Annotated in this window: 21 protein-coding genes and 1 pseudogene; 11 read left to right on the top strand and 11 right to left on the bottom strand. The window is 59.0% G+C overall.

From position 1 onward, the window contains the following. The first annotated feature begins 45 nt into the window (after positions 1–45). The 4 genes from QMO82_RS18665 to QMO82_RS18650 all read left to right on the top strand — a co-directional run bounded on the left by QMO82_RS18665 (position 46) and on the right by QMO82_RS18650 (position 3,256). Positions 46–1,032, top strand: coding sequence for a substrate-binding domain-containing protein (locus QMO82_RS18665; protein WP_183607728.1), 987 nt, complete (start codon positions 46–48; stop codon positions 1,030–1,032). Positions 1,033–1,226: 194 nt separating this feature from the next. Further along, on the top strand, positions 1,227–2,009 hold the full coding sequence (locus tag QMO82_RS18660; RefSeq protein ID WP_183607729.1) for a FadR/GntR family transcriptional regulator: 783 nt from the start codon (positions 1,227–1,229) through the stop codon (positions 2,007–2,009). Positions 2,010–2,142: 133 nt separating this feature from the next. Continuing rightward, on the top strand, positions 2,143–2,736 hold the full coding sequence (locus tag QMO82_RS18655; protein WP_183607730.1) for an ankyrin repeat domain-containing protein: 594 nt from the start codon (positions 2,143–2,145) through the stop codon (positions 2,734–2,736). 13 nt (positions 2,737–2,749) lie between these two features. After that, a complete protein-coding gene (locus QMO82_RS18650) occupies positions 2,750–3,256 on the top strand; it encodes a YHS domain-containing (seleno)protein (protein ID WP_272781753.1) in 507 nt (168 codons plus the stop codon). A 16-nt stretch (positions 3,257–3,272) separates the two neighbouring features. On the opposite strand, the gene QMO82_RS18645 is transcribed toward QMO82_RS18650, so the two are convergent. The 3 genes and pseudogenes from QMO82_RS18645 to QMO82_RS18635 form a co-directional block, all read right to left on the bottom strand. After that, complete coding sequence (locus tag QMO82_RS18645) at positions 3,273–5,444, bottom strand: adenylate/guanylate cyclase domain-containing protein (protein ID WP_183607732.1); 2,172 nt, start codon at positions 5,442–5,444, stop codon at positions 3,273–3,275. A gap of 118 nt (positions 5,445–5,562) precedes the next feature. Then, a pseudogene (locus tag QMO82_RS18640) lies at positions 5,563–6,240 on the bottom strand (tetratricopeptide repeat protein); the annotation flags it as partial. 19 nt (positions 6,241–6,259) lie between these two features. Then, entirely contained in the window at positions 6,260–8,578 is a 2,319-nt protein-coding gene (locus QMO82_RS18635) for a membrane-bound PQQ-dependent dehydrogenase, glucose/quinate/shikimate family (protein ID WP_183607733.1), read from the bottom strand. A gap of 255 nt (positions 8,579–8,833) precedes the next feature. Between QMO82_RS18635 and QMO82_RS18630 the strand changes: the two genes are divergently transcribed. After that, positions 8,834–9,943, top strand: a complete 1,110-nt coding sequence (locus QMO82_RS18630) for an acyltransferase (protein ID WP_246718294.1) — start codon at positions 8,834–8,836, stop codon at positions 9,941–9,943. A gap of 567 nt (positions 9,944–10,510) precedes the next feature. Then, the gene (locus tag QMO82_RS18625; RefSeq protein WP_183607734.1) at positions 10,511–10,810 is read left to right on the top strand and encodes a hypothetical protein; all 300 of its coding nucleotides are present in this window, start codon (positions 10,511–10,513) and stop codon (positions 10,808–10,810) included. A gap of 64 nt (positions 10,811–10,874) precedes the next feature. On the opposite strand, the gene QMO82_RS18620 is transcribed toward QMO82_RS18625, so the two are convergent. Continuing rightward, a complete protein-coding gene (locus tag QMO82_RS18620; RefSeq protein ID WP_183607735.1) occupies positions 10,875–11,531 on the bottom strand; it encodes a sugar transferase in 657 nt (218 codons plus the stop codon). A 453-nt stretch (positions 11,532–11,984) separates the two neighbouring features. Between QMO82_RS18620 and QMO82_RS18615 the strand changes: the two genes are divergently transcribed. Then, the gene (locus tag QMO82_RS18615; protein WP_183607736.1) at positions 11,985–12,737 is read left to right on the top strand and encodes a Crp/Fnr family transcriptional regulator; all 753 of its coding nucleotides are present in this window, start codon (positions 11,985–11,987) and stop codon (positions 12,735–12,737) included. 154 nt (positions 12,738–12,891) lie between these two features. Here QMO82_RS18615 and QMO82_RS18610 read toward each other — a convergent pair whose 3' ends face one another. After that, entirely contained in the window at positions 12,892–13,914 is a 1,023-nt protein-coding gene (locus QMO82_RS18610) for a glycosyltransferase family 2 protein (protein ID WP_183607737.1), read from the bottom strand. Positions 13,915–14,028: 114 nt separating this feature from the next. Continuing rightward, entirely contained in the window at positions 14,029–14,943 is a 915-nt protein-coding gene (locus tag QMO82_RS18605; protein WP_183607738.1) for a glycosyltransferase, read from the bottom strand. 304 nt (positions 14,944–15,247) lie between these two features. Here QMO82_RS18605 and QMO82_RS18600 point away from each other — a divergent pair, with 304 nt between their 5' ends. Further along, positions 15,248–15,547, top strand: coding sequence for a hypothetical protein (locus QMO82_RS18600; RefSeq protein ID WP_210305781.1), 300 nt, complete (start codon positions 15,248–15,250; stop codon positions 15,545–15,547). A 146-nt stretch (positions 15,548–15,693) separates the two neighbouring features. Here the strand turns inward: QMO82_RS18600 and QMO82_RS18595 are convergent, their stop codons facing one another. The 5 genes from QMO82_RS18595 to QMO82_RS18575 form a co-directional block, all read right to left on the bottom strand. Then, positions 15,694–17,163 carry a hypothetical protein gene (locus QMO82_RS18595; RefSeq protein ID WP_272781760.1) on the bottom strand — a complete coding sequence of 490 codons (1,470 nt, stop codon included), beginning with the start codon at positions 17,161–17,163 and terminating at the stop codon, positions 15,694–15,696. A 74-nt stretch (positions 17,164–17,237) separates the two neighbouring features. Beyond that, positions 17,238–18,617: a polysaccharide biosynthesis/export family protein gene (locus QMO82_RS18590; protein ID WP_183607741.1), complete on the bottom strand. Its 1,380-nt coding sequence runs from the start codon at positions 18,615–18,617 to the stop codon at positions 17,238–17,240. A gap of 4 nt (positions 18,618–18,621) precedes the next feature. Further along, positions 18,622–19,644 carry a glycosyltransferase family 2 protein gene (locus QMO82_RS18585; RefSeq protein WP_183607742.1) on the bottom strand — a complete coding sequence of 341 codons (1,023 nt, stop codon included), beginning with the start codon at positions 19,642–19,644 and terminating at the stop codon, positions 18,622–18,624. Then, a complete protein-coding gene (locus QMO82_RS18580) occupies positions 19,641–21,398 on the bottom strand; it encodes a tyrosine-protein kinase domain-containing protein (protein ID WP_183607743.1) in 1,758 nt (585 codons plus the stop codon). The genes QMO82_RS18585 and QMO82_RS18580 overlap by 4 nt, the downstream gene beginning before the upstream one ends. A 134-nt stretch (positions 21,399–21,532) precedes the next feature. Beyond that, a complete protein-coding gene (locus QMO82_RS18575; RefSeq protein WP_183607744.1) occupies positions 21,533–22,234 on the bottom strand; it encodes a sugar transferase in 702 nt (233 codons plus the stop codon). 474 nt (positions 22,235–22,708) lie between these two features. Here QMO82_RS18575 and QMO82_RS18570 point away from each other — a divergent pair, with 474 nt between their 5' ends. The 3 genes from QMO82_RS18570 to QMO82_RS18560 are packed head-to-tail and all read left to right on the top strand — an operon-like array spanning position 22,709 to position 26,033. Beyond that, complete coding sequence (locus QMO82_RS18570; RefSeq protein ID WP_183607745.1) at positions 22,709–23,446, top strand: Crp/Fnr family transcriptional regulator; 738 nt, start codon at positions 22,709–22,711, stop codon at positions 23,444–23,446. Next, on the top strand, positions 23,446–24,792 hold the full coding sequence (locus QMO82_RS18565; protein ID WP_183607746.1) for a glycosyltransferase family 4 protein: 1,347 nt from the start codon (positions 23,446–23,448) through the stop codon (positions 24,790–24,792). The genes QMO82_RS18570 and QMO82_RS18565 overlap by 1 nt, the downstream gene beginning before the upstream one ends. Next, positions 24,789–26,033: a glycosyltransferase family 4 protein gene (locus QMO82_RS18560; RefSeq protein WP_183607747.1), complete on the top strand. Its 1,245-nt coding sequence runs from the start codon at positions 24,789–24,791 to the stop codon at positions 26,031–26,033. Before QMO82_RS18565 ends, QMO82_RS18560 begins: the two co-directional genes overlap by 4 nt. Positions 26,034–26,056 lie beyond the last annotated feature (23 nt).

Genomic DNA, 26,056 nt, shown 5'->3' with positions numbered 1-26,056 from the left:
CGTATGGCGGGCATGCCGTGTCCGTCTGTTTCAAGGGAGGAAACTATGAGGAAGGCATTATTACTGACAGCCGCAGTTCTCGCACTGACCGCCGGGCAGGCCCTGGCCAAGAAGCAACTCGTCATCGTCGTCAAAGGCCTCGACAATCCGTTCTTCGAAGCAATCAATCAGGGTTGCCAGAAATGGAACAAGGAGAACCCGACTGCGGAATACGAGTGCTTCTACACCGGCCCGGCATCGACATCCGATGAAGCCGGCGAAGCGCAGATCGTTCAGGATATGCTGGGCAAAGCAGACACGGCTGCAATCGCAATTTCGCCGTCGAATGCAAAACTCATCGCCCAGACCCTGAAGACCGCCAATCCGGCGGTTCCGGTGATGACGCTCGATGCCGATCTTGCCGCCGAGGATGCAGCGTTGCGCAAGACCTATCTCGGCACCGACAACTATCTGATGGGCGCCCGCATCGGGGAGTACATCAAGAAGGCCAAGCCGAAGGGCGGCAAGATCTGCACGATCGAAGGCAATCCGGGAGCAGACAATATTCTCCGCCGCGCACAAGGGATGCGCGACACGCTCACTGGTCAGAAGGGCCTGACCGCGCTGAAAGGCGAGGGCGGTTGGACCGAGGTCGCCGGCTGCCCGGTGTTCACCAATGACGACGGTGCCAAGGGTGTTCAGGCAATGACCGATATCCTGGCCGCCAATCCCGACCTGGACGCATTCGGCATTATGGGTGGCTGGCCATTGTTCGGTGCGCCGCAACCCTATCGCGACCTGTTCAAGCCGATGGCCGACAAGATCGCCAGCAACGATTTCGTCATTGGCGCCGCCGACACGATCGGCGACGAGGTTGCCATTGCGAAAGAAGGCCTGGTGACTGCGCTCGTCGGCCAACGGCCGTTCGAGATGGGCTACAAGGCGCCTTCGGTCATGATGGATCTGATTGCCGGCAAGCCGGTTGAAGATCCGGTGTTCACCGGGCTCGACGAGTGCACCAAGGATACGGTCGACACCTGCATTCAAAAGTAGGTTCGCGGTTTGGCGGCGCCCGGTTCACGGGTGCCGCTGACTGTCCTCATGAGGCGGATCGGAAGATCCGTAGGGCTTGACGCGCTCTGGATTCCGCGCTTTTTGGCGGAGTCAATCGCAGGCGACTTCCTCGTTATTACGATTGTTTTGATAGTACGCGCAGACAGTCGAAAGAATGCTGAGGCAGTAGGTAAATGCCTGACAAGAAATCGGGAAAGCCGACGGCTCCGGTCGACACGGTGACGGTTGACCGCTCGGCCACCACAAGGCGCCCAAATTCTCCCCGCATGGCCGGGGCGAGTGTTCATGTGTCTCTGGCCGGCGAGATCGGGCTGCGAATTGTGCGCGGCGACTACCCGCCGGGCACGATCCTGCCGAACGAGGCAAAATGGTCTGAGGTCTTCGAAGTCAGCCGGTCGGCGGTGCGCGAAGCCATCAAGATGTTGATGGCCAAGGGCCTGTTGTCTTCCCGCCCGAAAATCGGCAGTTGGGTCGAACCCAAGGAACGTTGGAACCTGTTGGATCGAGATGTCCTGGGCTGGTATGCCGCATCGCCCGATCGTGAAGCCTTTCTGAGGGCCGTGCAGGAACTCAGGCATATGATCGAGCCGGAAGCCACGGCACTGGCTGCGGAGCGCCGGACCGAGGAGCAAATGAATGCGATCAGTCAGGCCCTGCATGACATGGATCAGGCGACGTCGCTCCAGCAGCGAACGGAATCCGATGCACGATTTCACATCGCGATCTTACGCGCCTCCGGAAATGATCTGCTGGTGCCGCTCGGTGTATTGATCGAGTCGGCGCTGAACCACCTCTTTGCCCATGTCACGCGAGAGGAAGACAATTTGCGATACGCGCTGAAACTTCATGAAAATATTGAGAAAAGCATCCGATTGCAGCGGCCGGCCATGGCGCGCAACGCGGTCCGCAAGGCACTGGCAAATACCGACCAGATCATAGCACGGTGGTCGCGATAGCGGTTTGTATCCTGCCTGGCTGACGCGTTGCCAATAACGTGATGCAGGGAAGTTCAAGCTCTCAGGGTGCTCTGTGCCTACCCAAAACCCGCGGCTTGTGCTATTTTCTCAGGCTACCTTCGGGGGCTGAGCCATGCGTAAGCTGCTTGCATCGGTGGTGTTGATTTTCACAGCGACAATAGCCGCTGCGGGGAGCCCCTTGTTCGATGCCGTTGCAACCGGAAACGCCGCCGCCGTCGAAGAGGCTCTGACTGGGGGCGCTGATGTCGACAGCCGGGCACGCGACCAGGCAACGCCTCTCATCAACGCCGCACTCGGAGACCAGCTCGCCATAGCCGAATTGCTCATCGGCAAAGGTGCTGATGTCATGGCTCGGAATTCGGGCGGCTTTACGCCGCTTCATGCCGCGGCTTTCTCCGGCAGCTTGCCGATCAGCAAGCTGCTGCTCCACCATGGCGCGACGCTCGACGACGCGGCCAATAAAGCGGGTGTGACGCCGCTGATGGTGGCCGGTGAGGAAAACCACGTCGCTCTTGCCGCGTTTCTTCTCGCCGAGGGGGCTGACGTCGGTCATGCGGAGGTTCACGGTTATACGCCGATCACGCGTGCGGTCTGGAAAGGCAACATGGACATCGTGCGACTGTTCAAGCGGCACGGCGCGTCGTGCCCTCCGGCCACCCGGCTCGGCGAGGAAGGTTACGCCAAGTGCATCGAAATCCACGATTGAACAGGAGGCGCAGATGTGTTCAAGGACCGAAAACAGTGCGCGGGGAATTGGTCGCTCTATGGCGGTGTTCCTTCTGAGCTTGGCCGCTGTCGGCGGATCGCGAGCTTTCGCCGACGACTCGGTTAATACGGGGTACTTCGGCGGCGTGGCAATCATGGGATACGACCCTGTCGCCTATTTCACCGAAGGCAAAGCGGTGAAAGGTTCCAAGGAGTTCTCCCACGAATGGCTGGGGACGCCGTGGCTGTTCGCCAATGCCAAACACCGCGAAATGTTCATCAGCGAGCCGATCAAATATGCGCCCCAGTATGGCGGTTACTGCGCGGGCGAGGTGGCTCTCGGGTCGGTCACGATCAATGTCGATCCGGAGGCATTCAAGATCATCGATGGCAAGCTTTACCTGGTCTACGACAAAGGATCGGCAGAGGAGTTTGCCGCTCATGTGGCCGAAGCAGTGCCGAAAGCCGATAGCAACTGGCCGAAGGTCGCAGCCGATCTCGAGCGGGATCAATATCACTGACGCAGATGGAACGCGACTATTTGACGGGCGAGAAATAGAAGACCTTGGTGGAGTTCACATAGGCATAGCTGGTTTCATCGGGCGCGTTTGCAGGTTTGTAGACCGGGCCGCAATCGGCTCGTCCAAATGCATTCTCGCTCTGCTCGCAGAGCATGTCGTCATTGACGAAAACCGTCCCGGTGATCATCTGCGTCGCCGAGCGGAATGCCGCCTTACCGTTGGGTTCGATTTGCATGAGTGCAGGGCTTCCTGAGGGCTCGGTTTTGCCCCGCAGAAGTTTGCCCATAACGGTGCTTGCGATTTCGTCGCCGTGCAGCCGGTCCTGCTCGTTACCCTTGAAACCGAACGGCCATTCCGGCAGACCGGCCTCGCGCAGGGCATCGATGATAGAGGTCAAATCCTGCTCGTTGCGGAAGTGGGCATTGCTGATACGCCAGCCCGCCAGGGAATCGCGCCCAGCCAGAAAGCGAAGTCCCTCAGTAACAGTCGCACGGGCGTCATCGAGGCGGCCGGCGCGGACATAGGCCATAGCGAGCGGGGTCACGAAATCGCCATTTCCCGGCGAACCGTCTCGTGCACGTTGGAAATTGTCGATAGCCTTCGTGTAGTCGCGCCGCAAATAGAAGACCAGGCCAGCCGTGTATCGGTTGATGGCGGAGAGGTTCGGATCGTGCCTGAGCGCCGTCTCGACGGCCGCGGCGGCTTCGGCATGATTGCCGGAGAACAGTTGGACATAGGCCAAGGCCATGTGCGCTTCGGCATCGGCAGCTCCGAGCGACACTGCCTGCTGCGCCGAGGTGACCGCCTGCTCGTAGCGGCGGTCCACCACCTGCATGACGGCTAGAACGGCGTATGGCGATGAAAGAACCGGGTCGAGCGCCAGGGCGCGGCTTGCCTTCTCGTAGGCCCTTTTTCGGGCCAGCGCGCTCTGGAGAACGTCGTCATATGCGCTTCGCCAGACATAGGCGGTCGCGTGCGCGTCGGCCGCGAAGGCCTCTGCAAAATCGGGGTCGAGCGCTTCGGCCTTGTCAAAAAGCGCCAGTGCTTCGAGCAGCCGCGAACGGCGGCCCGTCCGCGTCGCCTGCTCGGCACGAAGGTAGTAGTCGTATGCTTCAAGATTTGCTGTCGGCGGACGGGTAATCCGCTCCGCCTCGGATCGCGTGAGTTTCAGGCCGAGCGCTGCGGCGATCTGCCGGCTCAGCTCGTTCTGCATGGCCATCACATCCGCCGCGCCGCGATTAAACCGGTTGGCCCACAGGTGGTCGCCGCTTGCGGCATCGATCAGTTGTGCATTGACGCGGATTTGGTCGCCTATCCGCTGCACGCTGCCCTCGACGACGAAGCGCACGCCGAGATCGCGTCCAACGTCGGCCAAAACCAGGGGCTTGCCTTTATAGGCAAACACCGAGTTATGGCCGATGACGTCAATGTCCGAAAGCATGGTCAGATCGGCAATGAGGCCGTCAGTCATGCCATCGGTGAAATAATCCTGGCCGGGGTCGTTGCTCAGATTGATGAAAGGAAGCACCGCGACGGATGGACGTTGCAGCACGAACGGCCACTGCCATGCGAAGCCAATCGCAGCGGTCGCGATCAGCAGCGCTGCAAGCGTCGCCAGGATGATCGCCCTGTGGCGGGGCCGATGGGAGACGACGACCTTGCCTGCCTCAGCGGGATCCAGCAGAACACGATAGACGCGAACCGGATCGACTATGTTCTTCAGTTGCTGCTCACCGAGAGCGGAGAAGCCGACATCGGCCTTGTGTACCGTATGATCGAAGGCGGTGCCGGATATGCAAATGCCGCCGGGCTGGGCAAGAGATTCCAGGCGTGCGGCTATGTTGACGCTGTCTCCGTGGATGTCCTCTCCTTCGACGATGACATCGCCGAGATTGACGCCGATGCGGAAAAGCATCCGCTGCTCGGGACGCAGGGCCGCATTGCGTTCCGCCTTTTGCTGCTGGATTTTGACGGCGCAGCGCAAGGCGTCCACCACGCTATGGAACTCAACCAGAATTCCGTCGCCCATGGTCTTGATCAGGCGGCCGTGATGCGTGGCGATCTTCGGCTCGAAGAGTTCGTGGAGGTCGGTGTGGAAGCGGATACGCGTTCCCTCTTCGTCGATCTCGCTCAGACGGCTGTAACCGACAACATCCGCAATCAGCACTGCTGCAAGACGGCGCTCCATGCCAGCTCTTTCCGGGTGTCCGATCCTTAACCGTTATCTTACAGCAGGTGTCGTGCCGTTGCCATTACTGTTGCCCGAAGTGGTATCATGTTGGAAATGGTCCGAGCCGCAGTTTCCGTCAGCATTGGCCGACATCCGGGACAACCAAGCCTGCCTTGCGGAGTCCTTCGACACGGCGGTCAAAATCCTCGCGGTTGCGGAATGGGAGGACGCGGCGGCGGCGTTCGACGGAGAAATTGGGGTTGATCTGGAGCGCTCTCTCCCATGCCCGTCAGCCCTCCTCAGGCCGGCCGAGGTGGCCGTAGCACGACGCGAGCAGGGCATAGGCGGTTTCCGATTGGGCGTTGTGTTGGAGCCGCTGCTCGATCGCAGCAATTGCCTGCTCATATTCACCGAGAGAAAAGTGCGCATCGGCGAGAAATTGGAAAAGAATTTCCGGATGGTGCGGGTCGAGCCGCATGGATGCATTCAGTGTTTCGAGAGCGCCTGCGGGATCGCCGGAAAATATCTGGATATGGGCCATCAGCATCAGGAGTTCGGCGGAGTTGGGAGAAAGCGTGAGGCCCTGCTGCACCTGTGCTTGCGCCCGGTCCAGTTCCCGGTTCCACATGCAAGCCATGCCCAGCGCGAAGTGGCCGTTCGGCTGTTCCTCGGCCATCTCCACGGCCTGCTGCGCGAGATCCAGCCCGATCCGCAGCGACTCCTCCGGGTCGTTGCTCCAGGCGTTGATGTAGTCGAGCACATGCGTGAAGGAAATGAGTGCCTGGGCCGCCGCATAGTCCGGATCGATGGCGAGGAGCGGCCCGGTGGCCAGGCTAATCGCCGTTTTTCAGAGAGAAGGCAAAGACGTAGTCGCCAGCATCCGTCGAATAGGGTGCGCCGCCGACCGATATCAGGACATATTGCTTGCCGGTTTTCGGCGAGACATAGGTCATGGGCGTCGCGCTCGAGCCGACCGGCAGGGGATATTTCCAGAGCTCGGTACCATTCTCGGCATCATAGGCGCGGATATAATAGTCCTGGAAGCCGGCGAAGAACACGACGCCGCCGGCGGTCGCCGAAGTACCGGCGTAACCCGGCAGGCCCATCGGCATCGGCAGTTTGGTTTTGATCTTGAACGGCCCGAGCTCCTCGGCGGTCCCGGCCGGAACCTGCCAGGCGATCTTGCGGGTATTCAGATCCACCGCCGTCACGGTGCCGAAGGGCGGTTGCGTGCAGGGAACGCGGAGCCTCGAGGTCCACATTTCGGTGGCCATGCCATAGGGCGTACCGCGCTGCGGGGCGGAGGGGCCGTGTGCCGTCGTCGTGAGGGCAAAATCGACGTAGTCCTGGCGCGGAATGAGCGCGAAAAGGCTGGGCACGCGAATATCATTCATGAAGACGCGGTTGTTGGGCAAATCGACCGATACGCTGCCCCAGTTGAGGCCACCCAGATTTCCCGGCTGCTGGATCGCATATTGGGTGCCGATCGGGGTGAAATCGCCGTCGTAGCGCATCCTTCGAAAGGCGATGCGGCAGGCCAGCTGATCGAACATCGTCAGGCCCCAGGCCGTCTGTTCGGTCACGCGGTCCGCACCGATTGTCGGCATGCCGACGGAATAGGGCTGTGTCGGAGACAGTTTCTCCTCCGGCGCGCCGCCGTGCTGCGGCACCGGCTTCTCCTGAACTTCGGCAAGCGGTGCGCCGGTCTGACGGTTGAGCAGGAAAAGCTGCCCGCGTTTGGTGGTCTGCAGGAGAGCAGGCACGCTGGTGCCATTGGCATCAGGCAGGTCGATCAGCACCGGTTGAGCCGGGAGGTCATAGTCCCAGATGTCGTGATGCACGGTCTGGAACTTCCATTTCTCCCGTCCCGTCGTGACATCGAGCGCTACCAATGTGGCATTGTATTGGTCGGCGAAAGCAGGGCGATTGACGCCGTAATAATCCGGGGTGGTATTGCCGAGCGGTGCATAGATCAGACCAAGCTTGTCGTCGAACGCGGCCGTCGTCCACATGTTGGGCGTGGCCCGCGTATAGGTCTGGCCCTCCGGCGGAAGTTTGGTAATCTCGGGATTGCCGAGGTCCCATGCCCATTCGAGCTTGCCGGTGACGACATTGAACGCGCGGATGACGCCCGAGGGTTCGCCAACCTCCTGATTGTCGATGACCCAGCCTCCGACGACGATCAGATTGCGGGCGATCAGCGGCGCCGATGTCTGGAAATAATAGCCTGATTTGACTTCACCCATACCCTGGGAAAGCAGCACGGTGCCATCGTCGCCGAAGCCCTTGCAGGGCGCGCCGGTCTTGCTGTCGATCTCCAGAAGGCGGGCATCGATCGTTGTCTGCACCAGGCGCTCGTTGCAAAGACCATCGGCGGATTGGGCCTCCTGCAGTAGCTTGTAGTAACCAAGGCCGCGGCAACGCTGCCAATAGGGGGCTGACGCCTTGGGGTCGAAGGTCCAGCGGGGTTTGCCGGTATCCGCATCAAGTGCTGCGATCACATCTGTCGGTGTGCAGGTGTAAACCGTATCTCCGATCTGCAGAGGCGTGTTCTGGTCGGCGCCTTCGCTTTTCCCGCTGCGATATGTCCAGGCGAGATCGAGCTTGGCAACATTGCCCCGATTGATCTGATCGAATGGGGAATAGCGATCTCCTGCCGTGCTGCGCCCATAGGATGTCCAGTCGGAGGGCGAGTTGTCGCCCTTGGCGATCTTGTAGGCGGGGATGTCGGCGGAGGGACGGATGATCCCATGCGGCACGAAACTGAGACCGAAACCCGCGACAAAGACGAGAGCGCTGACCAGGGCGCCGCCATAGAAGAGCTTCCGGTTGGCGGTAGGTGAAAGCGACGGCGCAAAGAGAAGCGCAAAGCCGGCCAGCGCAATCGGGGACATCAACCGTGCAAAGAGCGCCCAAAAATTGAGACCCGACTCCCATAGCGCCCAGGGAAGGGTGAGGATGGCGACAGCCAGGACGATGAGGCCGCCAGATGTCTTCCGGCGCCACAGCAGAAGTGCTGCCACCAGATAGGCAAGCCCGACGATCGTATAATAGGGTGAGCCGCCAAGGCTGAGCAGCCAGACGCCGCCGCCGATCAGCCCCGATCCGATAAGGGCGAGAACAATACAGAACAGGGTGGCCAGAAATTTCATAGTTCCTCATCCAATCCGCCGCCCGATTGCCTGGATTTCCACTCCGACCGTCGCATGGCGCCTCGGGAAGCACAGGGCCATGGGCTTGACGCTCAGCTATCTCGTCGTCGGGAGAGGCGTGCTCTCTCGTTCAATTTTTTCCTGATGTACCTGTGGTCACTGACACGCGGCGCCGATCCGGCAATGATGTTGCAGCTGCTCTGTGACAACAGAGCGCCATTCCAAACAGCGTCAATACTTCTGAAAGGGGCACAGATGTTTCTCGGCGAAAAGCTTGATCTAGCGAATGGGCGACCGACAGGATTCGACTACATGCGATTACTGTTAGCCTTTTCAGTGCTTTGGATCCATACGGCCCGCGTCACGTACGGCGATGACCTTTTTCTCTGGGAATCACCCTTCCGGCCTGTCATCAAGTCAGTGCTGCCCATGTTCTTTGTCCTGAGCGGGTTCCTGGTGGCCGGCAGTCTTGAACGGTCGAAGACATTGATCTCCTTTCTCGGGAACCGATTTATCCGGATTTACCCCGCTCTCGCGGTGGAGGTGTTGCTGGCCGCCTTTATACTCGGAGCGATCTATACAGAGTATGACCTGCGTGACTACTTCACCGATCCTCAGTTCTTTACCTACCTGCTGAACGTCACCGGGCACATTCACTTCAATCTCCCCGGGGTATTCCTGGATAATCCTGATGCCGCGATGGTAAACGGGCAGCTCTGGACGGTGCCCTTCGAGCTTGAGTGCTATGCCGTGATCGCCGTGCTCTTTCTGCTCGGCGTGGTCAGGCGGCGTGTGATCGCCCTTATCGCAACGCCGGCTTTGATCATCGCTTTCGGTATTGCAAGGTATTGGAAACATGAAAGTGATTGGGCGACGATGCCCACGACCGCGTCGGGCAATCTGCTCATTTGTGCTTTTCTCGTGGGCGTGACCTTTTATCTCTACAAGGACAAGGTGCTGTGGGATCTAAGAATTTTCCTCGCGTCGGTGGCCGTGATCCTGTGGGCCTACTGGTTCACCTCCTTCGGGGACTTCATTGCCATTCCGGCCATGGGCTATGTTACGGTCTTCCTCGGTCTGACCTCACCCCGCAAACTTCGCGTTCTCAGGGGGGCCGACTACTCCTACGGCGTCTTCCTCTATGGCTATCCCATCCAACAGGCGTTCGTAGCGCTCGGGCCGTGGGCGCACAACTGGCTGTTGAATGGCATTGTCTGCAGCATCGTTGCCACTTGCTTTGCTGCCTTCTCGTGGAGCTTCATCGAAAAGCCGGCGTTGAAATTGCGGAAACAAGTCACCTGGCTTGAAAACCTCAGCCTCCAACGCGGCACGAAACGACAGCTGGCCGGGGCGGTTTCGAAATAGGTTTCCGGTTCGGGGCCGGCAATTCCGGGTACAGCTCGAGGATGCGCAGGGTTCGCCATCGCCGCGAACCCTGCTTTTTATGTGTGGCGATCATCAAGGGTGAACAGCCGGCCCGTCGTCATGCCGAATTTCGAGTAGGCCGTCGCCAATTGCTGACACCGTCGAGATCGTGTGCTTGCCCGGCAAGCGCGATCCGGCTCGCGGCGAGCACATATGCGCTCATCCTAAACCCATGTGCTGCCCCATCTTTTCCCCAAGGGACGAATATTGAGTTCGACTGGAGAATGCCGCGCTTGCATCAATGATTGCTGTATAAGCCTGCAAATGCCTAACTCTTCCCGGCCGCGATATCTGCGAATTTCTTGGCTTTTGGCGTAGAGCGCCCCTGCTGGATGAGTAGTCGAATATTCTACGACAGAGGTTCATTCGACTTGTTTGGGCGGTATTAGCGATATTTTAACGATAACCGATAAAATACTTTAATCGAACCTCGTTTCGACTTCAGGTTTCGTCATGCTTTCAGCGCTGACCGCGGCTTGAAGGAGGTGTGAAGAGAGGAGCAGATTAATGCTGAAGAGCACCCTCATCGTGGTTGCAGTCTCCGTCGTCGCCGGAGCGACAATTCGCGCCTGGGCCTTCGCAATTTTCGCATTTCTGCTGGTCGCCGCCTGGGGTGTCGTGATCCTGCTGAACGGCTCTTCCTTTGGGGAAGCGAGCGTTTCTTGCCTCGAACTGCTTGCATTGATGGAAATATGTTATCTGGCGGGGCTATTCGCCTTCTCATTGTGGGCGCATGTGCAAAAACGCCGGAGAAAGAACGCCATCGCCGAGCGCCCGCATGTGACCGGCAAACGCCCTCACGGATAGGGTAATGACTGCGGCGGGATAGGACCTTGGCGAGGATTATCTCGCTATGCGTGGTGTCAGAACGTCATAGGTCTTGCCTGGGCAGCAAGGCATGCCGGGAAAGCAGGCCGAACACCGTTTTTGCGATGATCACGAAATCCCGCGCGAGCGTCCATTTGGACAGATAGTCGACATCGAGGGAAACTCTATTTTGAGAGCTGATGTCGCTGCGCCCGCTGTTTTGCCAATGACCAGTCAGGCCTGGACGGACGGACAAATAGGCATCGGCATGTTCACCGTAACGCGGCAGCTCTTCCTTTGTAATCGCCTGGGGCCCGACGAGGCTCATGTGGCCAAGCAACACGTTGATCAATTGCGGAAGCTTCTCAAGGTTTGACCGCTCCAATACATCGCCGATCACCGTCACATGCCCGTTCACCGCTGCGGCGGATCTCACTGTCCGAAATTTGAGGCAACCAAACTCTTTTCCTTTATAGCCGATCCGACGACGGGAATTGAAAATAGCGCCCCCGTCACTTAAGGGGACGATGACAGCCACCGATAAAAGGAGCGGCGACAGAAGTAATAAGAGACTTGCCGCAATGAGGATATCCAGCGCACGCTTCAGAATTCTGCTGATCGTATGGGATTGTGACGAGTTGAAAGGATGCCTGTCCTGCCGGGCTCCGGCAAAGTCCCGCCAAGGTTGGGTTACGTTGATGCGCTGATTTTTTCCCGCCATCCGGGTCTCCGTTAGACAAATCCCAGAAATCACAGCCAAAGCTTGTTTTAATCCAAGTTTGATGTCTGTGACCGAGGTCATAATCGTGAATAATTTATTTATATCCCAAAGAAAGTCTTGTGAATACTTAAAATAATTATTTATCTACGGACGGTGCATCTTAAATATTAATTACATCTATTTTTGTTTGTCATTTATCCCCGATGTTTCTTGATTTATTCTATCGGCAAGCAGCCGCCGTTAATTGTATAAAAAGTGTCACGTAGCTTCTGAAATTTCATTCCAATAGAATTTAATAGCAATTTTAAGATATTCAAATATGAGGGTTTGTCATATTTATGTATAGTTTTAACACGAAATTTTTATATTATTATTATTTGACTTTCTAATTTAACCCACTACGAATGTTTCCGGCAGCAGTAAACCCAATTAATCTGCGTGGAGTTACTCCGAATGGACGGGATGATTGACATCCGAGGCGGCAGGACTAGAGGAAGCGCTCCGCAAACGGGCGAAGCGGTTACTTGTGGACCTGCAGGTAATGAATACGGCCGCCGGGCGGATTTGGATCACGAGTTTCCGTTTTGCCGCACGAGTGTTCGAAAATTTCGCCGCGGTGAGGTTATTGCCGGCGCTGGTGTCCTCATCGATATGTTCGCCCGCGTCCATCGCGGAATGATCAATGCAAGCACCCCGCTTGCCGATGGACGGGAGTTTATCGTGGAGATCATTCCGAAAGGCGGCTTGATCGGCGAATTGGAGGTGCTGCGCAAGCAATCTCTCAGCCTGGAATATCGGGCCTCGTCGGACTGCGAACTGCATTATTTCGACGGCCGGTTGCTGCGGGACCTGTGTGCGAACGATCCGCAATTCCAGGTGAAGATCCTGTCGAAGGCGCTGGCGCGTGTTTTCGAACTCGAGCTGAGGATCATTTCCAACGCCGGATCGAATTTGCGGCAGAGATTGGCACGGACGTTACTGCGTCTTTCTGCCTTGTACCGAACGGATGCGCAGAACAACGGCGACGAACTGATCATCTCCCAACATGACCTGGCCGCGACGCTGCCGGCCTCGCGTGAAAAGGTCAACCAGTGCCTGCGGCGCTTGCGCGAGAGCAAAGTGGTCGACGGGACGCAAGGCAAAATCCGTATTCTCAATCGGAAAGCGCTTGAAGCCTATGCCGAGGGTGAGACGTCCCTCGCCTGAACTTTGCTCTGATAAAATAAAAGGAGCAAACGGCGGAAAACTCCCACAATCCGCCGCTACAGCGTTGCCCGTCTTTTCGGGCGCGCAAGGGACGCTGCGGACTTTGGATTGTTGGACAATCCCCCACTTGACCCATCCGTTGCGGTTGCGAGCGTCAGACCTCGCTCTCTGACGCATTCCGCCAGTATTTCCACCCTTCACCCTGGATGAGCCCGTGATCGGAGAGGTCCTTCCAGCTTCTGTAAGTGCCCGTATCGTCATAGACGAAGTCGTCCATGTCCTTGCTCGAGGAATATACGGTATATTCCTCCGTGTGCTGGGATCGGTGCGCCGCGTCGGCAACCTTGTGCACGAAGGTCGACAGGAACTTGAAATGCAGAAGCGCGCCGGACACGCCGAGCGCTCCGTGCATGTCGCCCAGATTGAGAGAGAGCGGCCAGACCTGGTGTGATGACTTGAGAAAAAGACGTTCACCCTGGACGTAGACCAGCGGGATCTTGTTCAGCGCGGGGCCGTCCCAGAGTCGGTCGTGGAAATAGACGCGCCCGCGAACGCCGCCCTTGATCCATATCGTACAGTTGCGTTTGTCGAAATGCGCGACATAGCCGGATCGGTCGAAGAGATTGCAGACCTCAATCGGATTGCGGCCGGGCTCGCATATGTTTTCAAGAACGGGATGCGGGCTGTACATGTCGATCATGACAGAGCGCAGCGAATGGCCACCGGTGGAATCGATATAGGCGGTCAACTGATCGATCGGCCGTGTGTCGCAATGCGGATAGACTAGAAACTCGTCTGCATCGACATAGAGAACCCATTTCTCCCGGCAGTGCCGGTTGATGACTTCGTTGATCCAGTCGTTTCCGAATCTCGCCGCCTTGTAGGAGCCGTGAGCCGAAAGAAGGGAGACATCATCGAAGCTGGACAGCAACTCCACAGTGCCATCGGTCGAGCCGTTGTCGATGCAGATGAAGTGCTCGAAGCCGAGATCGCGATAATACTGCAGGAAGAATGCCAGCCGGTGCCCCTCGTCGCGGATGACGCAGATGACGACGTGACGCGCCTGCTTGAGCCCGCCGCGCAGCAGGTCGTAGCGAACCTGTCGAGCCTTGAGCGTCCGGCGCAGGCGGGCTTTTAGGTAATGCGAGATACTGGCGGCGGAAGCGCTATAACTCATATTGTGTCCTGAACATTATCCATTCTGGGATGAATGGATGAACAGTTGCGCGTCCGCCGGCAATCCCGACATCGCTTACGCGGAGAATCCTCAGGTCTGACGAACAACACACCATCATACGGCGTAGTCGCCGCCGACCAGTAGGCTCTGGACCCGCGGATGGGGCCTGCCTTTCTCAACTGCGTGTTCGATGCGGGCTCGTATCGATCGGTATTTATAGAGCATTTTACGGTCGAAGCTTATTCCGCGATACAGCGCGTTGTAAATCGGATGTGCTTTGCGCAGGTCGACGTAAACTTGGCTTTCCCGGTCGGTCCAAGGAAAGAAAGTGCCATGCCACGGCTTCGGATGCGCCATATAATGAACGATCGACAAGGAAGACATGTTCACCAGATGAAGGAACTGTTTGGGAAAGTTCCAGCGGTTCGAAACGAGGATGAGCGATGAACCGCAGACATAATTCAACGCGCCCTGATCATGTTTGCCCTCGCAGGCCTCGGGGTTTTTAGCAAAAAGCTCAAGCGCCTCCTGCCCGATCCAGCCGTTGCGATGGAATTTCAGGACCCCTGCGTTGAAATAGTAGCTGCTCTTTCCAGTGTCGAGGAAGTCGTGGATCGCGGTGTAATCGCGCGCCGCGAAAAACCTGCCCTCGGGCACACGGGCATTTTCCAGCCTCCCGAGATCGCTGACGATCTGCGTATCCCCATCAAGGTAGATGATCTGGGTATAGTTGACAGGCAGGATCTCGCAAAGGACCAGCTTGGCCATAGTGCTGACGCTGATGCGTCCCTGGAAATGCGAACCGTCGAGCTTGCCGAGCGACTCCTGCAGCGCTTCCGTCGCATCAATCAAGTCGACCCCGCTCGTTGCAAGCAGGGCTTTCAGCTCTTCGAAATTATCGAGATGTTCCGACATGAGGACGCAGACATCGGTCGCGGGGCTTGCGAATTTGCGAGCCTGAAGTGCGGAGAGAATAGTCGGAAATGAATACTCGACATCCGTGACGTAGACGACGCACTGATTGTTCATGTCATCATCCTTCCGATTGTGCGCAATACGAATGAGCCGGCATTGTCGTTCCCGTCGAGGGAACGGTTGTGAATTGAGCCGATGGGTCTGTCATATGAAGGCCCCGTTCGGTATATATAGCCGCGTCCAGTCCGGGCGTGGCTGAATCGGATCTGGCCATCGGCGGCTTATGTGTGTTCATTGTTGAGATATTCACCATGAAGAGTGCCTTGCCTGTCACCAGGCTGTGTTTCGACATCTTGTTTCGCGGTACGACCATCGGTGCCGGGATCCTTGTCGGAATGCAGAGGGAAGGGGTATTGCCATGTTGATCACCACAGTCGTGGCAGTCGCAATTTCGATCGCCGCCGGGGCCTCCATCCGTGCTTGGGCTTTCGCAATTTTTGCATTCCTCGTGGCAATCGGCTTCGGAAGCGTGGCTTTTGCCAATGGGTCTTCCGTGATCGCGGCGATCCTCTCCGGTTTCGCCATCCTCGTGCTCATGGAAATCGGCTATCTGGCGGGTGTGTTCGTGTCGGGGCTTTTGCGCCGCAGTGCCAGGCTGCGGCAAAATAATTCCGTCGCAGACAATGTCGCGACCACCAGCGAGCGCCAGCAAGGCTGATATTGACCTAGAGTCCTCGGCAGACGGGCTGTTTCCAGCCGCGATCCTTGAAAGACACGACGCGGCCGGCCGGCTCCGACCCAGCGCGGACACGCCGATGCTGTGACCAGACCAATCCGCGCCGGGGCGGAGTTCGAGCGCGGGCATCATCGTGTCGAAACCATCGGCGCTCTCATCAGAGAGGTCGATGTCTCCAGCGGGGGCCGGTTGGCAAGCCATCGGGTTGCGCGTCGCGGTGAGATATTGGTTACCGCCAGGCACCCGGCCGCCAGGCCCGCCGTGGTGCTGAACAGCAGGCCGAGATCGGTGCCGCTTCCCGATATCGCCGCCGAGGCGACCTGGCCGATCGATGCCATGACCGCCGCGTTTCCGATTGCGTGCGTCTGCCGATCGCCTGATATGTGCCGGCCGGACGCTCTTACAAGGCTGTACAGGAAGGTGGCGAAGAGAAGAGTGCCTGTTAATCCGACATTGGAAAGCAATGCGGCGATAAAACTCGAGGCTCGAACCGTGCCGAGCCCGGCGCCGAAGGTGGCGGTATCGACGAATGCGATCAATGCCAGCGTATTCCAGGCGGTGCGTTCTTCGCCGGATTGCGATTGCAGCTTGTCCGACAGCGTGGTGTTCACCAGGCCGACGATGGAATCCCACGCATCGGGGACAAGGCTGAGGGCAACGATGCCGCAAGGGATCAGGAACAGCGTGATCACCAGGAGTGTGACATGCGGGGTCGTGGCCGGGCCGCCGATCAGCCGTTTCAGGCAGAACAGCACGAACATGCAGACGACGAACATGCCGGCAATATAGGCGGTCGTCGACGTGCAAAGGACGATCGTCGGGCCGATGAAAAGCGTTGCAAGTCCCGCCGGGCGGCTCTCAACACGCTCCAGCCAGAGCATGAGTGTGAAGGAAAAATAGGCCAGCGCGACGGCGCCGTACATGCTTGCTTCGGGAAACGGGCCAACGATGCGCTTGAAGCCGCTGATCGTTTCGGCCGTATGCATGGTATAATTTGCATTCCTAATGACATCGAGCAGGTAGGACTGGCCGGTCAGGAAGGTTCCGATATCAATCAATGCCAGGGCAAAACAGACGATCGACGCGACGATCAGCTGCCGTGCAATGAAACGGGCATATCCGAGTCTCGCAAGCCCCGCGACGACGACAAAACAGGCGAGGTCACCGAGCAGATAGACGGACTGGCTGAGATTGGACGAACCCGGCGACAGCGGAGCGGCCACTGTCGACATCATGCCCGAGGCGTCTCGTGCCGAGGAGTAAACGAGGGTCGCGCCGGCAAAGATGCGGGGCAGGAAGAAAGACGATGCTACGGAAAACAGGATGTAGGCGGCAAACCAGAAGCCAGGGCCTGGATAGGCAATGCTGGCCAGGAGGGCCTGCGTTTGAGCCGGGCGCAGCAGCGCTGCGACAACGAGAAAGAGTACCAGAAGATGGCTTGGCTGGATGCTGCTGCCGCCGAGCGCCGGCAATTGCAGAGCCGCCGCGGCTCCCAGCAGCGTCGACAGGCAGAGGATCGTAATAGCAAAGCGCGCGCCGTTGACCACGCTGAGCACGCCGAGCAACAGAACGATGAAACCGATCGGTTCTATCGACATGCTTCAGATCCCGTTCCGGAGAGTGAGCGGCCGAGGCGAAAGCCGCCGATGTCGTCGATAATCACAGCCGCCACCTAATTCGAGCCTGTCGGCGATATCCAGCCGGCGGCCGGCCGATTATCCCCGGCCACAACGGACGATGGGGCTGTCGAGCTCTGTTTCTGCGGTGCGGTCTGCGGCGGCGGAGATGGCGCCTGAAGATTCGTGTCCAAGCCGACCTCGATGAGATCGTGCGGCAGCAATGCGGTTTGATCGTCCGCCGCGATGGTGCGAGAGGTCCCGTCGTCATTGCGACGCACGATCCTGTAGTTCTTCTGCGCTCTGCCGAGACCCGGCGCGTCGGTATTGATCTGGGCCAGTTGAGCGTCGTAGCCGGCCTGTTCGCCCAGAAGCTGGGCCACCTGGATATCGATCGCCGCCCTGCCGATTGCGAGATTGACCTGGTTGAGCAATTCCTGGTTTTCGCTGTTCTGCCTGTTGACGATGTTGATCTTCGAACGGTCGGCTTCGCTGAGGCCCTGACGGGCCGTGGTCAGTGCGACTTCGAGATCGATCAGCGTGCCTTGCGCATCCGCCACCCAGCGGTCGACCGAAACCTGACGGGAATTGCTTATCAGGCCCTTGCTCATCAGGTTGTTGACGTTATCAAGTTCCTTCTGGGCAAGGTCGATCTGCCGTTTTTGCGAACTGATCTTGGCCGCAAGCGACTCGACCTGCTGGCCATAGAGACGGGTGAGGTCGTTTGCCGCTTCGATCTGGCTATCGATATCGACACGCCGCAGCCGCATCAGGTTCAATTCCTGTGCCTTCAGCCTGTCCACATCGGCCGTTCCCAAGAGTTCTGCAGGGATCTCGAAACTCTGCTCGCCGGCGATCTCCGCGCGGAGCCGCGCCTGTCGCATCAACAGATCGCGCCGGTTGAGAACGGCCGTTCGGTAGGCGCCGGCAGCCTGGATCCGGTCGCGCTCGAAGTAGGTATTGTCCTCGCGTTCCCGCAGGAAGCCGCCGGCGATGCTGACGGCCTTCATGACAGTCATGTTGGGTTCAAAGGGATAGCGCCCGGGAGTTTGCACGGTTCCGGTCACGAAGATCGGTGCATGCTCGGCAATTTCCAGGGCGATATAGGGCTTGCCGGGAAGGTTGGCCTTTTCGGCCAGTGCGCCAGCGATGGCATCGGCGAGCTCTTCGGTCGTCTTTCCCGTCGCCTGTACATGGCCTGCGATCGGGATCGACAGGTCGCCGGTATCGTCGATGGTATAGACACCGTCTAGAGCTTCCCAGCTGGCATAGCGGGAATCCGATGAGCGCCATTCGACGACGCGCAGTCTTACCTTGTCTTCGGCTACGAGGGTGAACGTCTGCGCATGGGCGACGCTCCAGCCAGTCAGGCAGCAGAATGCCAGCAAAGCGAGTGCCGCGGAGACGAGGCGATCGGACCAGGATGTAGGCTGCATTGATCTATCTCCGTTTCGTTGCGATCGACGGGGAATGCATCTCGCGCGGCGACGGATTGCCGAATTCGAGAATGCGGGACGGAGAGGCGTGGCCGATCAGAAGATCGGACAGCGCCAGCACATTGCCGTTCAAGCGTCCCCAACGGTCGACCAGGCGGTCTTTGAACAACAGGCCCGACGCGTTCGCCAGGATGTTGCGGCCGATCTGTGCGATTGCACGGCCTTTCGACATCGTGCCCTTCCGGATCAGATAGACAGGATTGGCAACCTGCGAATAACCGAGTCTTCGGCCGGGCTGGCGCCCGGATCTGACGCCGAGATGCACGCCGCGGGCGCCTTCGACACGCACGGACCTGCCGTAGCGGGCGATGGACCGGCTGAAATCGACATCCTCGAGCCAGCCATAGAGCGGCAGCTGCTCGTCAAAAGTAAGCTCGTGCTCGAGAACGGATGCAAGGCGAACCGCCATGTTGCATCCGTAGGCGTTATAGACCTCCGTCACCTTTTCGGCGCCTTCGCCGGCGGTTTCCAGAACCTGCAGGGCCTTTGACATGCTGAGGCCGCCGTTGAGAACGCCGTCGGCCAGGACTTCGCCGGTGGCGATCGCCACGTCGGGCTTTGCCGCAAAGACGGCGGCAATCCGCGACAGGAAGGTCGCGGCGGGGATGAAGTCGTCGTCCAGGAAGATCAGAATATCCGTATCGGCCGCAGCGGCCTCGATGATCCTGTTGCGCTGGGAGGTCAGGCCGCGGCTGCCGACGATGACTTCCACGTCGGGGCGCTCGGCGAGCCCGGCGGCATCGTCGATCACGGGCACGCAGACGATCAGCCGCTCCGCCTGATCCGGCAGGCTCAGGAGATAATCGACCGTTTCCCGCAATATCGACGGGCGGCCTGCCGAAGCGATCCCCACGGCAATTCGCCATGGGCGGCGCTCGCGCGCGCCCATGGCTTCAGGGCCGCAAGGAACAGACGTCGAACTGACCGAGTCGTCCTGTCTGGTTGCTCCTGCCGAAGTCGAGGTCATGACTGCATTCTCTTCGGTGCATGGTTGATGATCACGCCAAGGATCTCGGCGCCGACATTGCGCAGGGTATCGATGACGCGCATGGTGTCGTCGATCGAGGTGCGCCCGTGCGAGGTGACGACGAGGACTCCGTCCAGCTCCGGCGCAATCGCATTGGCATCCGGCGAAGCGGAGAATGCGGAAATGTCGACGAATATCGCGTCGAACTCCTTTTTCAGGTCGGCGAAGCTCAACTGCGTGCGGCGTGAACTCAGGCGAATGGCCGGCGTCACCGCTTCGACCTTGCCTAGGGGAAGGAATTTCAGCGTCGGGGTGAGGGGCAATGCCGCCGCCTGGATCAGTTCGCCATTGTCGAGAACATCGACAAGGCCCGTGGAGCTATGGGGCGCGATCGATTTGCTGAGCGAGGATTTCTGCGCGGCCGCATCGATCAGCAGCGTCTGAGCCCCTGAGATCGACGACAGCACGGCAAGTTCGCATGCTATGGTCGAGGCCCCGCCGCCGGGATTGACGGCGACGATCCCAATGACGACCCGGCGCTTGCGTCGAAGACCGACGACAGTTGCGCTCAGTTCCGCCATGCCTGGAATAACGGGATAGGCGGCTGCGGTGCTGCTGCCCGTGCCGGCGGCGATGAAACGCCGGGAGTGTCCATTCCGGGTCAGCTTCGATGTCTCCAGCAGAGTGACCAAGGACAAACCAGCGGCTTCCGCGATCTGATGGGGGCGGACGATCCGGCGATCGCCGGCATGCCTTATCATGGCGAGCGCCAGGCCGGCGCCGAGACCAACCGCCGCCGCAAAGGCTAAGACAAGCGCGCTGCGTGGTCTGGCCTTGGAAAGAGGCAGCGTGGCCCGCGAGACGATCGTGGCGTCGGATACCGGGTAGGTGATGCGCTGTCTGGCTTCGGTCAGCTGGTTCAAGGTATTTTCATAGAGGGTGCGGCGAGCATCCGTCGCGCTCTGCAACTCGGCAAGCTTGAACTGATCGCGCGGATTGCTGGTGAAGCTGGCCAGGGCGCTGGCAGCTTCGGCCAGTCCACGCTGTTGCTCGCTGACGAATTTCTCCAGCCATTCGCTGTATTGCCGGGAGGCATTAGCCTTCATCGAGATATTCTTCTGGATATATTGCTTGGCGAGCGTGTCGGCGATGTCGACGGCCTTCTGAGGGGTCGACGCCGCAGCCGATATCTCGATGATCGTCGAACTGCCGATCCGGCGTATTCCCACCATGTTCGCCAGCGTGGCGATCGCCCGGTCGTAAATCCGCTCCTGCTCCGTCTGCGGTCGTCTTTCATGCGTTGCTGCGGCTGCCGTTTCCTGAGATACATCCGGTTCCGAAGAGATCCCCATCAACCAGTTCTTCGCCCTGTCCTGCAGCGAAGGCGTCTGGTCGACAAAGTCAGGGTCGGTATCGAGGCTAAGCGCCCTTACCGTTCCACCGACGACATCGCTGGATCTGGCAATTTCCAGCTGCCCCTCTATGAACGCGTCTTCCGCGAAAGCCCTCTGTGCTTCGGAGCCGCTCACCTGGGGGAAAATCACGAGCTGCGTGCTGGCAACGAAAGTCGGCTCGGCGGTCAGCAGGTAGCTCCCGGCCACTGCGAGGAAGGCGATCGTCGTCGCCACGATCCACAGCCAGCGCATCCTGAGAAAGAAGAACATATCCCGCAATGTCAGCGGCGAATTCCCGCCAGTGGTTGCGGCAGGCAGAGATAGCGGAGAAACACCACTGAAGATCGTGCTTGAGGTCATGTTGTCCTAATCCAAAATGGCGGTATCACGGAGTAACCAGGTACCGGGTGACCAAGTACTTGCAGCTTGGAAGGGACGGGGGAGGAACGTGTCTTCCGATGTCGGGCATGATCGGCAGCTCTCCCCTTTAATGCTCAGTAGGAGCCACGCTGGGTAAACAGAGCGGGAATGGTCTTGGCGATGATGACGAAGTCCCGGGCGAGCGACCAATTGTTGATGTAGTGAACGTCGAGGGAAACCCGATGCTCGTAGCTGACATCGTTGCGCCCGCTGGTCTGCCAGTGACCGGTCAGTCCAGGACGAACGGCCATATAGGCCCACATATGCTCGCCGTAGCGCGGCAATTCCTCGGCGGTGACCGGCCGGGGGCCGACCAGGCTCATTTCGCCACGTACGACATTGAACAACTGGGGAAGCTCGTCAATGCTCGATCGCCTCAGGATCTCGCCGACGGCCGTGATCCTCGGATCATCCTTCAGCTTGCGCGTCGCTTCCCATTCGCTTCGCGCCGCCGGATTGTTTTGCAGCAATTCGGCAAGCTGAGCGCTCGCATCGGTCTTCATCGTGCGAAACTTGAGGCATCCGAACGGCACGCCGCCGAAACCGATGCGTGTATGGGAATAGAAGATCGGGCCGCGGTCGGAGAGCTTCACGATCATTGCGACGAGCAGCAGAAGCGGGGAAAGCAGGATCAGGGCGGTGATCGCCATCAGGAAATCGAGCGCGCGCTTGGAGGATCTGCCTGCCGCATGAGGCTGGGAGGTATGGAGGCCGCCGCCTTTCGCAGACTGCCCGGCACGTGACCATGCTTCGAAACTATGTGCTTCCCATGCCATCGGGGTCTCCAAAACTTTCCGATTAAGAACCGTTCAAACTTTGCTGCGCCGCACTCTGGTTGTCTGTTACCAAGGTCATAATCCTTAATAAATTCTTTATGCTACTAAAACGGCAGAAGAGAATTTTGACCGCGCCTGGATTAACTTATTATCATTCTAAATCGCGATCTAACCTAATTAGAGGTGATTAAACAACTAAAATTCATTTGTGTTTTTGATATCATCACTTCGATTATTGCTTATTTTTAATGCATAAGGCTTTTTGATGGGCACGCTTGATTCAAGAATACGATTGTTCTTTGGTCGCTCCGAGTTTTTGATTTCGAGATTTGATATATTTTTTCTTTTTAAACTCAATGTAGACTTCGTCTTTACCACATATATCAGCGATGTTATTTGACTTGCATATTAAGGTGATTTAAATGATGCAGTGCAGCATTGCCTATGGTCATTCGAGTACTCGGAGTTATGCGCATGGATGGGGTGACACACGCATCAGATCGCAGGGCCGGCATCGGCAAGGCGGCGGTTTCGGCTAGCGGCGGCATTCATCTCGGCAGCCGCATAGTGCTCGACGATGAATTCCTTTCCTGCCGGTCGAGCGTCCGGCGCTTCCGGCGCGGCGAGGTCATCGCCGGAGCCGGCGTCCTGATCGATATGTTCGCTCGCGTGCATGCGGGGGTGGTCAGCGCAAGCACGATGCTGCCCGACGGCAGGGAATTCATCGTCGAGATCATCCCGAAATCAGGTCTGATCGGCGAGCTCGAGGTTCTGCGCAGGCAGACACTGAGCCTCGAATACCGAGCTGGCTCCAATTGTGAGTTGCATTTCTTCGAGGGCCGCCTGTTGCGCGACATGTATGCCAGCGATCCCTGCTTTCGCGAAAAGGTGTTCTCCAGGGCGCTGGCGCGTATTTCGGAGCTTGAGCTCCGGATCATTGCGAATGCGGCGTCGAGCCTGCAGTCGAGGCTGGCCAGCACGCTGCTGCGGCTGTCTGCTGTTTATGGAAAAGACGCGGCAAGCAGCGGGGACGAGCTGATCATCTCGCAAAACGATCTGGCCGCAACGCTGCCGGCGTCGCGCGAGAAGGTCAATCAATGCCTGCGGCGCTTGCGGGAAGGCAAGATCATCGACGGGGGGCAGGGCAAGATCCGCATTCTCAACCGCAAGGCGCTGGAGGCCTGTGCCAACGGCGCGGTTTCGGTGAAGTGATGCGCCCGTCGCTTTCCCAAGCCATCCGATCCACGGCAAGCCTCGGCCGCTTTCCCGGCCTCGGCACGACAAAGATCGATCGTGTGGTCATCATCGACGACTATTCGGTGGCCAGAGGCGGTGCGACAGGCCTGGCGGTGCTGTCTGCCAAGCTTTTTCGCGGGCTCGACATCCCCGTGACTTATATTTGCGGGGACGACGCCGCCAATGCGGAGCTTGTCGCGCTCGGCGTCTCGATGGTCGGACTGAACAGCCGCGACCTGCTCAGCGCCGAGCGTGCGAAGGCTTTTGTCACCGGCATTCACAACGGCGCCGCCGTCCGCATGGTGGCGAACTGGATTGCTGCGAAGGATACCGCCAACACCGTCTACCACGTGCATGGCTGGCACCAGATCCTGTCTCCCGCGATTTTCAAGGCGCTGGCGCCGGTCGCCGGACGATGCGTGGTTCACGCGCATGATTTCTTCACGGCCTGCCCCAACGGCGCCTTCTTCGACTATCAGGCGCAGGAGATCTGCCTTCGACGTCCGCTCGGCGGAAGCTGCATTGCGACGGCCTGCGACAAGAGAAGTTATTCGCACAAATTATGGCGGGTCGCCCGCGGCTCCAATGTCCTCCGGCTCTTGAAGGATCAGGCCGATTTCGGCCGGATAATCCTGCTGCACGAGAAGATGGCGAGTTTTCTCGTCGGCGCCGGGTATCGGCCCGAACGGCTGACGACGATCCGCAATCCCGTCGCGCCCCTCTCGATCAAACGCATCGAGGCTGAGGCCAACGACGAGTTTGTCTTTATCGGTCGACTGGACGAAGAGAAAGGCGTCGAGGACGCCATAGCTGCCACGCGCAGAGCCGGCGCCAGGCTCTGCGTGATCGGGGACGGACCGCTGATGCCTTTGGTCAGAGCGTCGGGAGATCACGTCAGGGCCGTCGGCTGGCAGTCGCATGCGGAGATCGGCCCGACCATCCGCCAGGCGCGGGCGTTGTTGATGCCCTCGCGCTACCCCGAGCCGTTCGGTCTCGTCGCTATCGAAGCGGCCAGGAGCGGTCTGCCCGTCATCATGTCGCGCAGCGCCTTTCTCGCCGAGGAAATGGAAAGAGCCGGCATGGCGCTTGCCTGCGATACGGCCGACGAAAGCGCCTTTGCCGAGACTTTGGCGCGATTTAGCCAGATGTCGAGGCAAGAGGTCCGCGCCATGAGCGAGCGGGCTTTCCTGAAGTCGCCGGATCTCGCCTCGACACACGAGGAATGGCGCGACGCGCTTCTTGCCGAATATCACAGCCTGATTTCGACGAATGTGGTTGCCGAACTGGCAGACGGTGCGGCGAGACAAGGAGTATTCAGTTGACCCTTAAAGCAACAACCTCTCTTCCCGACGCGCGAGCCTTTCTCGGCGATGCGCCTGTGATGGCGAAAAGACGCGTCGCCGCGGCCGGAAGCGCAGGCGAAGCCAAGCAGCTTCGCGTCGCTATCGTGCATTACTGGCTCGTTTCGATGCGAGGCGGCGAGAAGGTCGTCGAAGAACTGTGCCGCATGTTTCCGCAGGCCGATATTTTCACCCTGGTCTGCAACCGGGATCGCATCAGCGATTTTCTGAAGACGCGGAACATCCGCACCTCCTTCCTGCAGAAGATCCCCGGCGCGCAGCGGCATTATACCAAGATGCTGCCGCTGATGCCCTTCGCGCTCGAGCAGTTCGATCTGCAGGATTACGATCTGGTGCTGTCGAGCGAATCCGGGCCTGCCAAGGGCATCATCACGCGCGCCGACGCTCTCCATGTCTGCTACTGCCATTCGCCGATGCGCTATATCTGGGATCAGTTCCATGTCTATCGCCATGGCCTTCCCTGGGTAGGCCGCGCCCTGATGTCGATTACCGCACCGATGCTGCGCGCCTGGGACGTGACGACGTCTTCGCGCGTCGATGTGTTCGTTGCCAACTCCGATTATGTCGCAAGCCGCATTCGCCGCTTCTACGACCGGGAATCCATCGTCATCCATCCGCCCGTTGCCACCGATGATTTTGCGGTGGGGAAAGGGAAAGGCGAATTCTACCTTTATGCCGGACAGCTGACCACCTACAAGCGGCCGGATATTGCGGTGCGCGCCTGCACCGAGGCCGGGCGAAAGCTGGTTGTTATCGGCGAGGGCGAACAATTGCCCTATCTGAAGTCGATCGCCGGACCGACCGTCGAGTTTCTCGGTCATCAGCCCTTCAACGTGCTGCGCGACCACCTGTCACGATGCCGCGCCCTGTTGTTTCCGGGCACGGAGGATTTCGGCATCCTGCCGGTGGAAGCCATGGCATCCGGGCGGCCGGTCTTGGCCTTCGACGCCGGCGGCGCCAGGGAAACCGTGTCGTCGCCGCAGGTCGGCTTTCGCTTCGCTGAGCAGACGACGGAAGCCCTTTTGGAAACGATGGCCGCATTCGAGGAGGTCGAGGACGATATCGATCCGCACGCAATCCGCGCGCACTCGCTGAAATTCTCCTCCGCCGTATTCCGCGATCGTCTGTCCGGTCTCATCGAGCAACAGCTGTCCAGCCACGGCGACCGATCCGCAGACGTCTTCAGAAGACGGGCGGGTTGACGGGAAGGAGCGGAGCTCGCTGC

It is taken from the genome of Rhizobium sp. BT04 (assembly GCF_030053135.1).
In the GTDB taxonomy this organism is placed as follows: Bacteria; Pseudomonadota; Alphaproteobacteria; order Rhizobiales; family Rhizobiaceae; genus Rhizobium; species Rhizobium binxianense.
Note: the sequence above shows the minus strand (reverse complement) of the source record. Positions and strands in the feature narration are given on the sequence as shown.

Coding starts and splice junctions, on each gene's coding strand:
- QMO82_RS18665 (WP_183607728.1), top strand. CDS start 46: ATGAGGAAGGCATTATTACTGACAGCCGCAGTTCTCGCACTGACCGCC.
- QMO82_RS18660 (WP_183607729.1), top strand. CDS start 1,227: ATGCCTGACAAGAAATCGGGAAAGCCGACGGCTCCGGTCGACACGGTG.
- QMO82_RS18655 (WP_183607730.1), top strand. CDS start 2,143: ATGCGTAAGCTGCTTGCATCGGTGGTGTTGATTTTCACAGCGACAATA.
- QMO82_RS18650 (WP_272781753.1), top strand. CDS start 2,750: ATGTGTTCAAGGACCGAAAACAGTGCGCGGGGAATTGGTCGCTCTATG.
- QMO82_RS18645 (WP_183607732.1), bottom strand. CDS start 5,444: ATGGAGCGCCGTCTTGCAGCAGTGCTGATTGCGGATGTTGTCGGTTAC.
- QMO82_RS18635 (WP_183607733.1), bottom strand. CDS start 8,578: ATGAAATTTCTGGCCACCCTGTTCTGTATTGTTCTCGCCCTTATCGGA.
- QMO82_RS18630 (WP_246718294.1), top strand. CDS start 8,834: ATGTTTCTCGGCGAAAAGCTTGATCTAGCGAATGGGCGACCGACAGGA.
- QMO82_RS18625 (WP_183607734.1), top strand. CDS start 10,511: ATGCTGAAGAGCACCCTCATCGTGGTTGCAGTCTCCGTCGTCGCCGGA.
- QMO82_RS18620 (WP_183607735.1), bottom strand. CDS start 11,531: ATGGCGGGAAAAAATCAGCGCATCAACGTAACCCAACCTTGGCGGGAC.
- QMO82_RS18615 (WP_183607736.1), top strand. CDS start 11,985: ATGGACGGGATGATTGACATCCGAGGCGGCAGGACTAGAGGAAGCGCT.
- QMO82_RS18610 (WP_183607737.1), bottom strand. CDS start 13,914: ATGAGTTATAGCGCTTCCGCCGCCAGTATCTCGCATTACCTAAAAGCC.
- QMO82_RS18605 (WP_183607738.1), bottom strand. CDS start 14,943: ATGAACAATCAGTGCGTCGTCTACGTCACGGATGTCGAGTATTCATTT.
- QMO82_RS18600 (WP_210305781.1), top strand. CDS start 15,248: ATGTTGATCACCACAGTCGTGGCAGTCGCAATTTCGATCGCCGCCGGG.
- QMO82_RS18595 (WP_272781760.1), bottom strand. CDS start 17,163: ATGTCGATAGAACCGATCGGTTTCATCGTTCTGTTGCTCGGCGTGCTC.
- QMO82_RS18590 (WP_183607741.1), bottom strand. CDS start 18,617: ATGCAGCCTACATCCTGGTCCGATCGCCTCGTCTCCGCGGCACTCGCT.
- QMO82_RS18585 (WP_183607742.1), bottom strand. CDS start 19,644: ATGACCTCGACTTCGGCAGGAGCAACCAGACAGGACGACTCGGTCAGT.
- QMO82_RS18580 (WP_183607743.1), bottom strand. CDS start 21,398: ATGACCTCAAGCACGATCTTCAGTGGTGTTTCTCCGCTATCTCTGCCT.
- QMO82_RS18575 (WP_183607744.1), bottom strand. CDS start 22,234: ATGGCATGGGAAGCACATAGTTTCGAAGCATGGTCACGTGCCGGGCAG.
- QMO82_RS18570 (WP_183607745.1), top strand. CDS start 22,709: ATGGATGGGGTGACACACGCATCAGATCGCAGGGCCGGCATCGGCAAG.
- QMO82_RS18565 (WP_183607746.1), top strand. CDS start 23,446: ATGCGCCCGTCGCTTTCCCAAGCCATCCGATCCACGGCAAGCCTCGGC.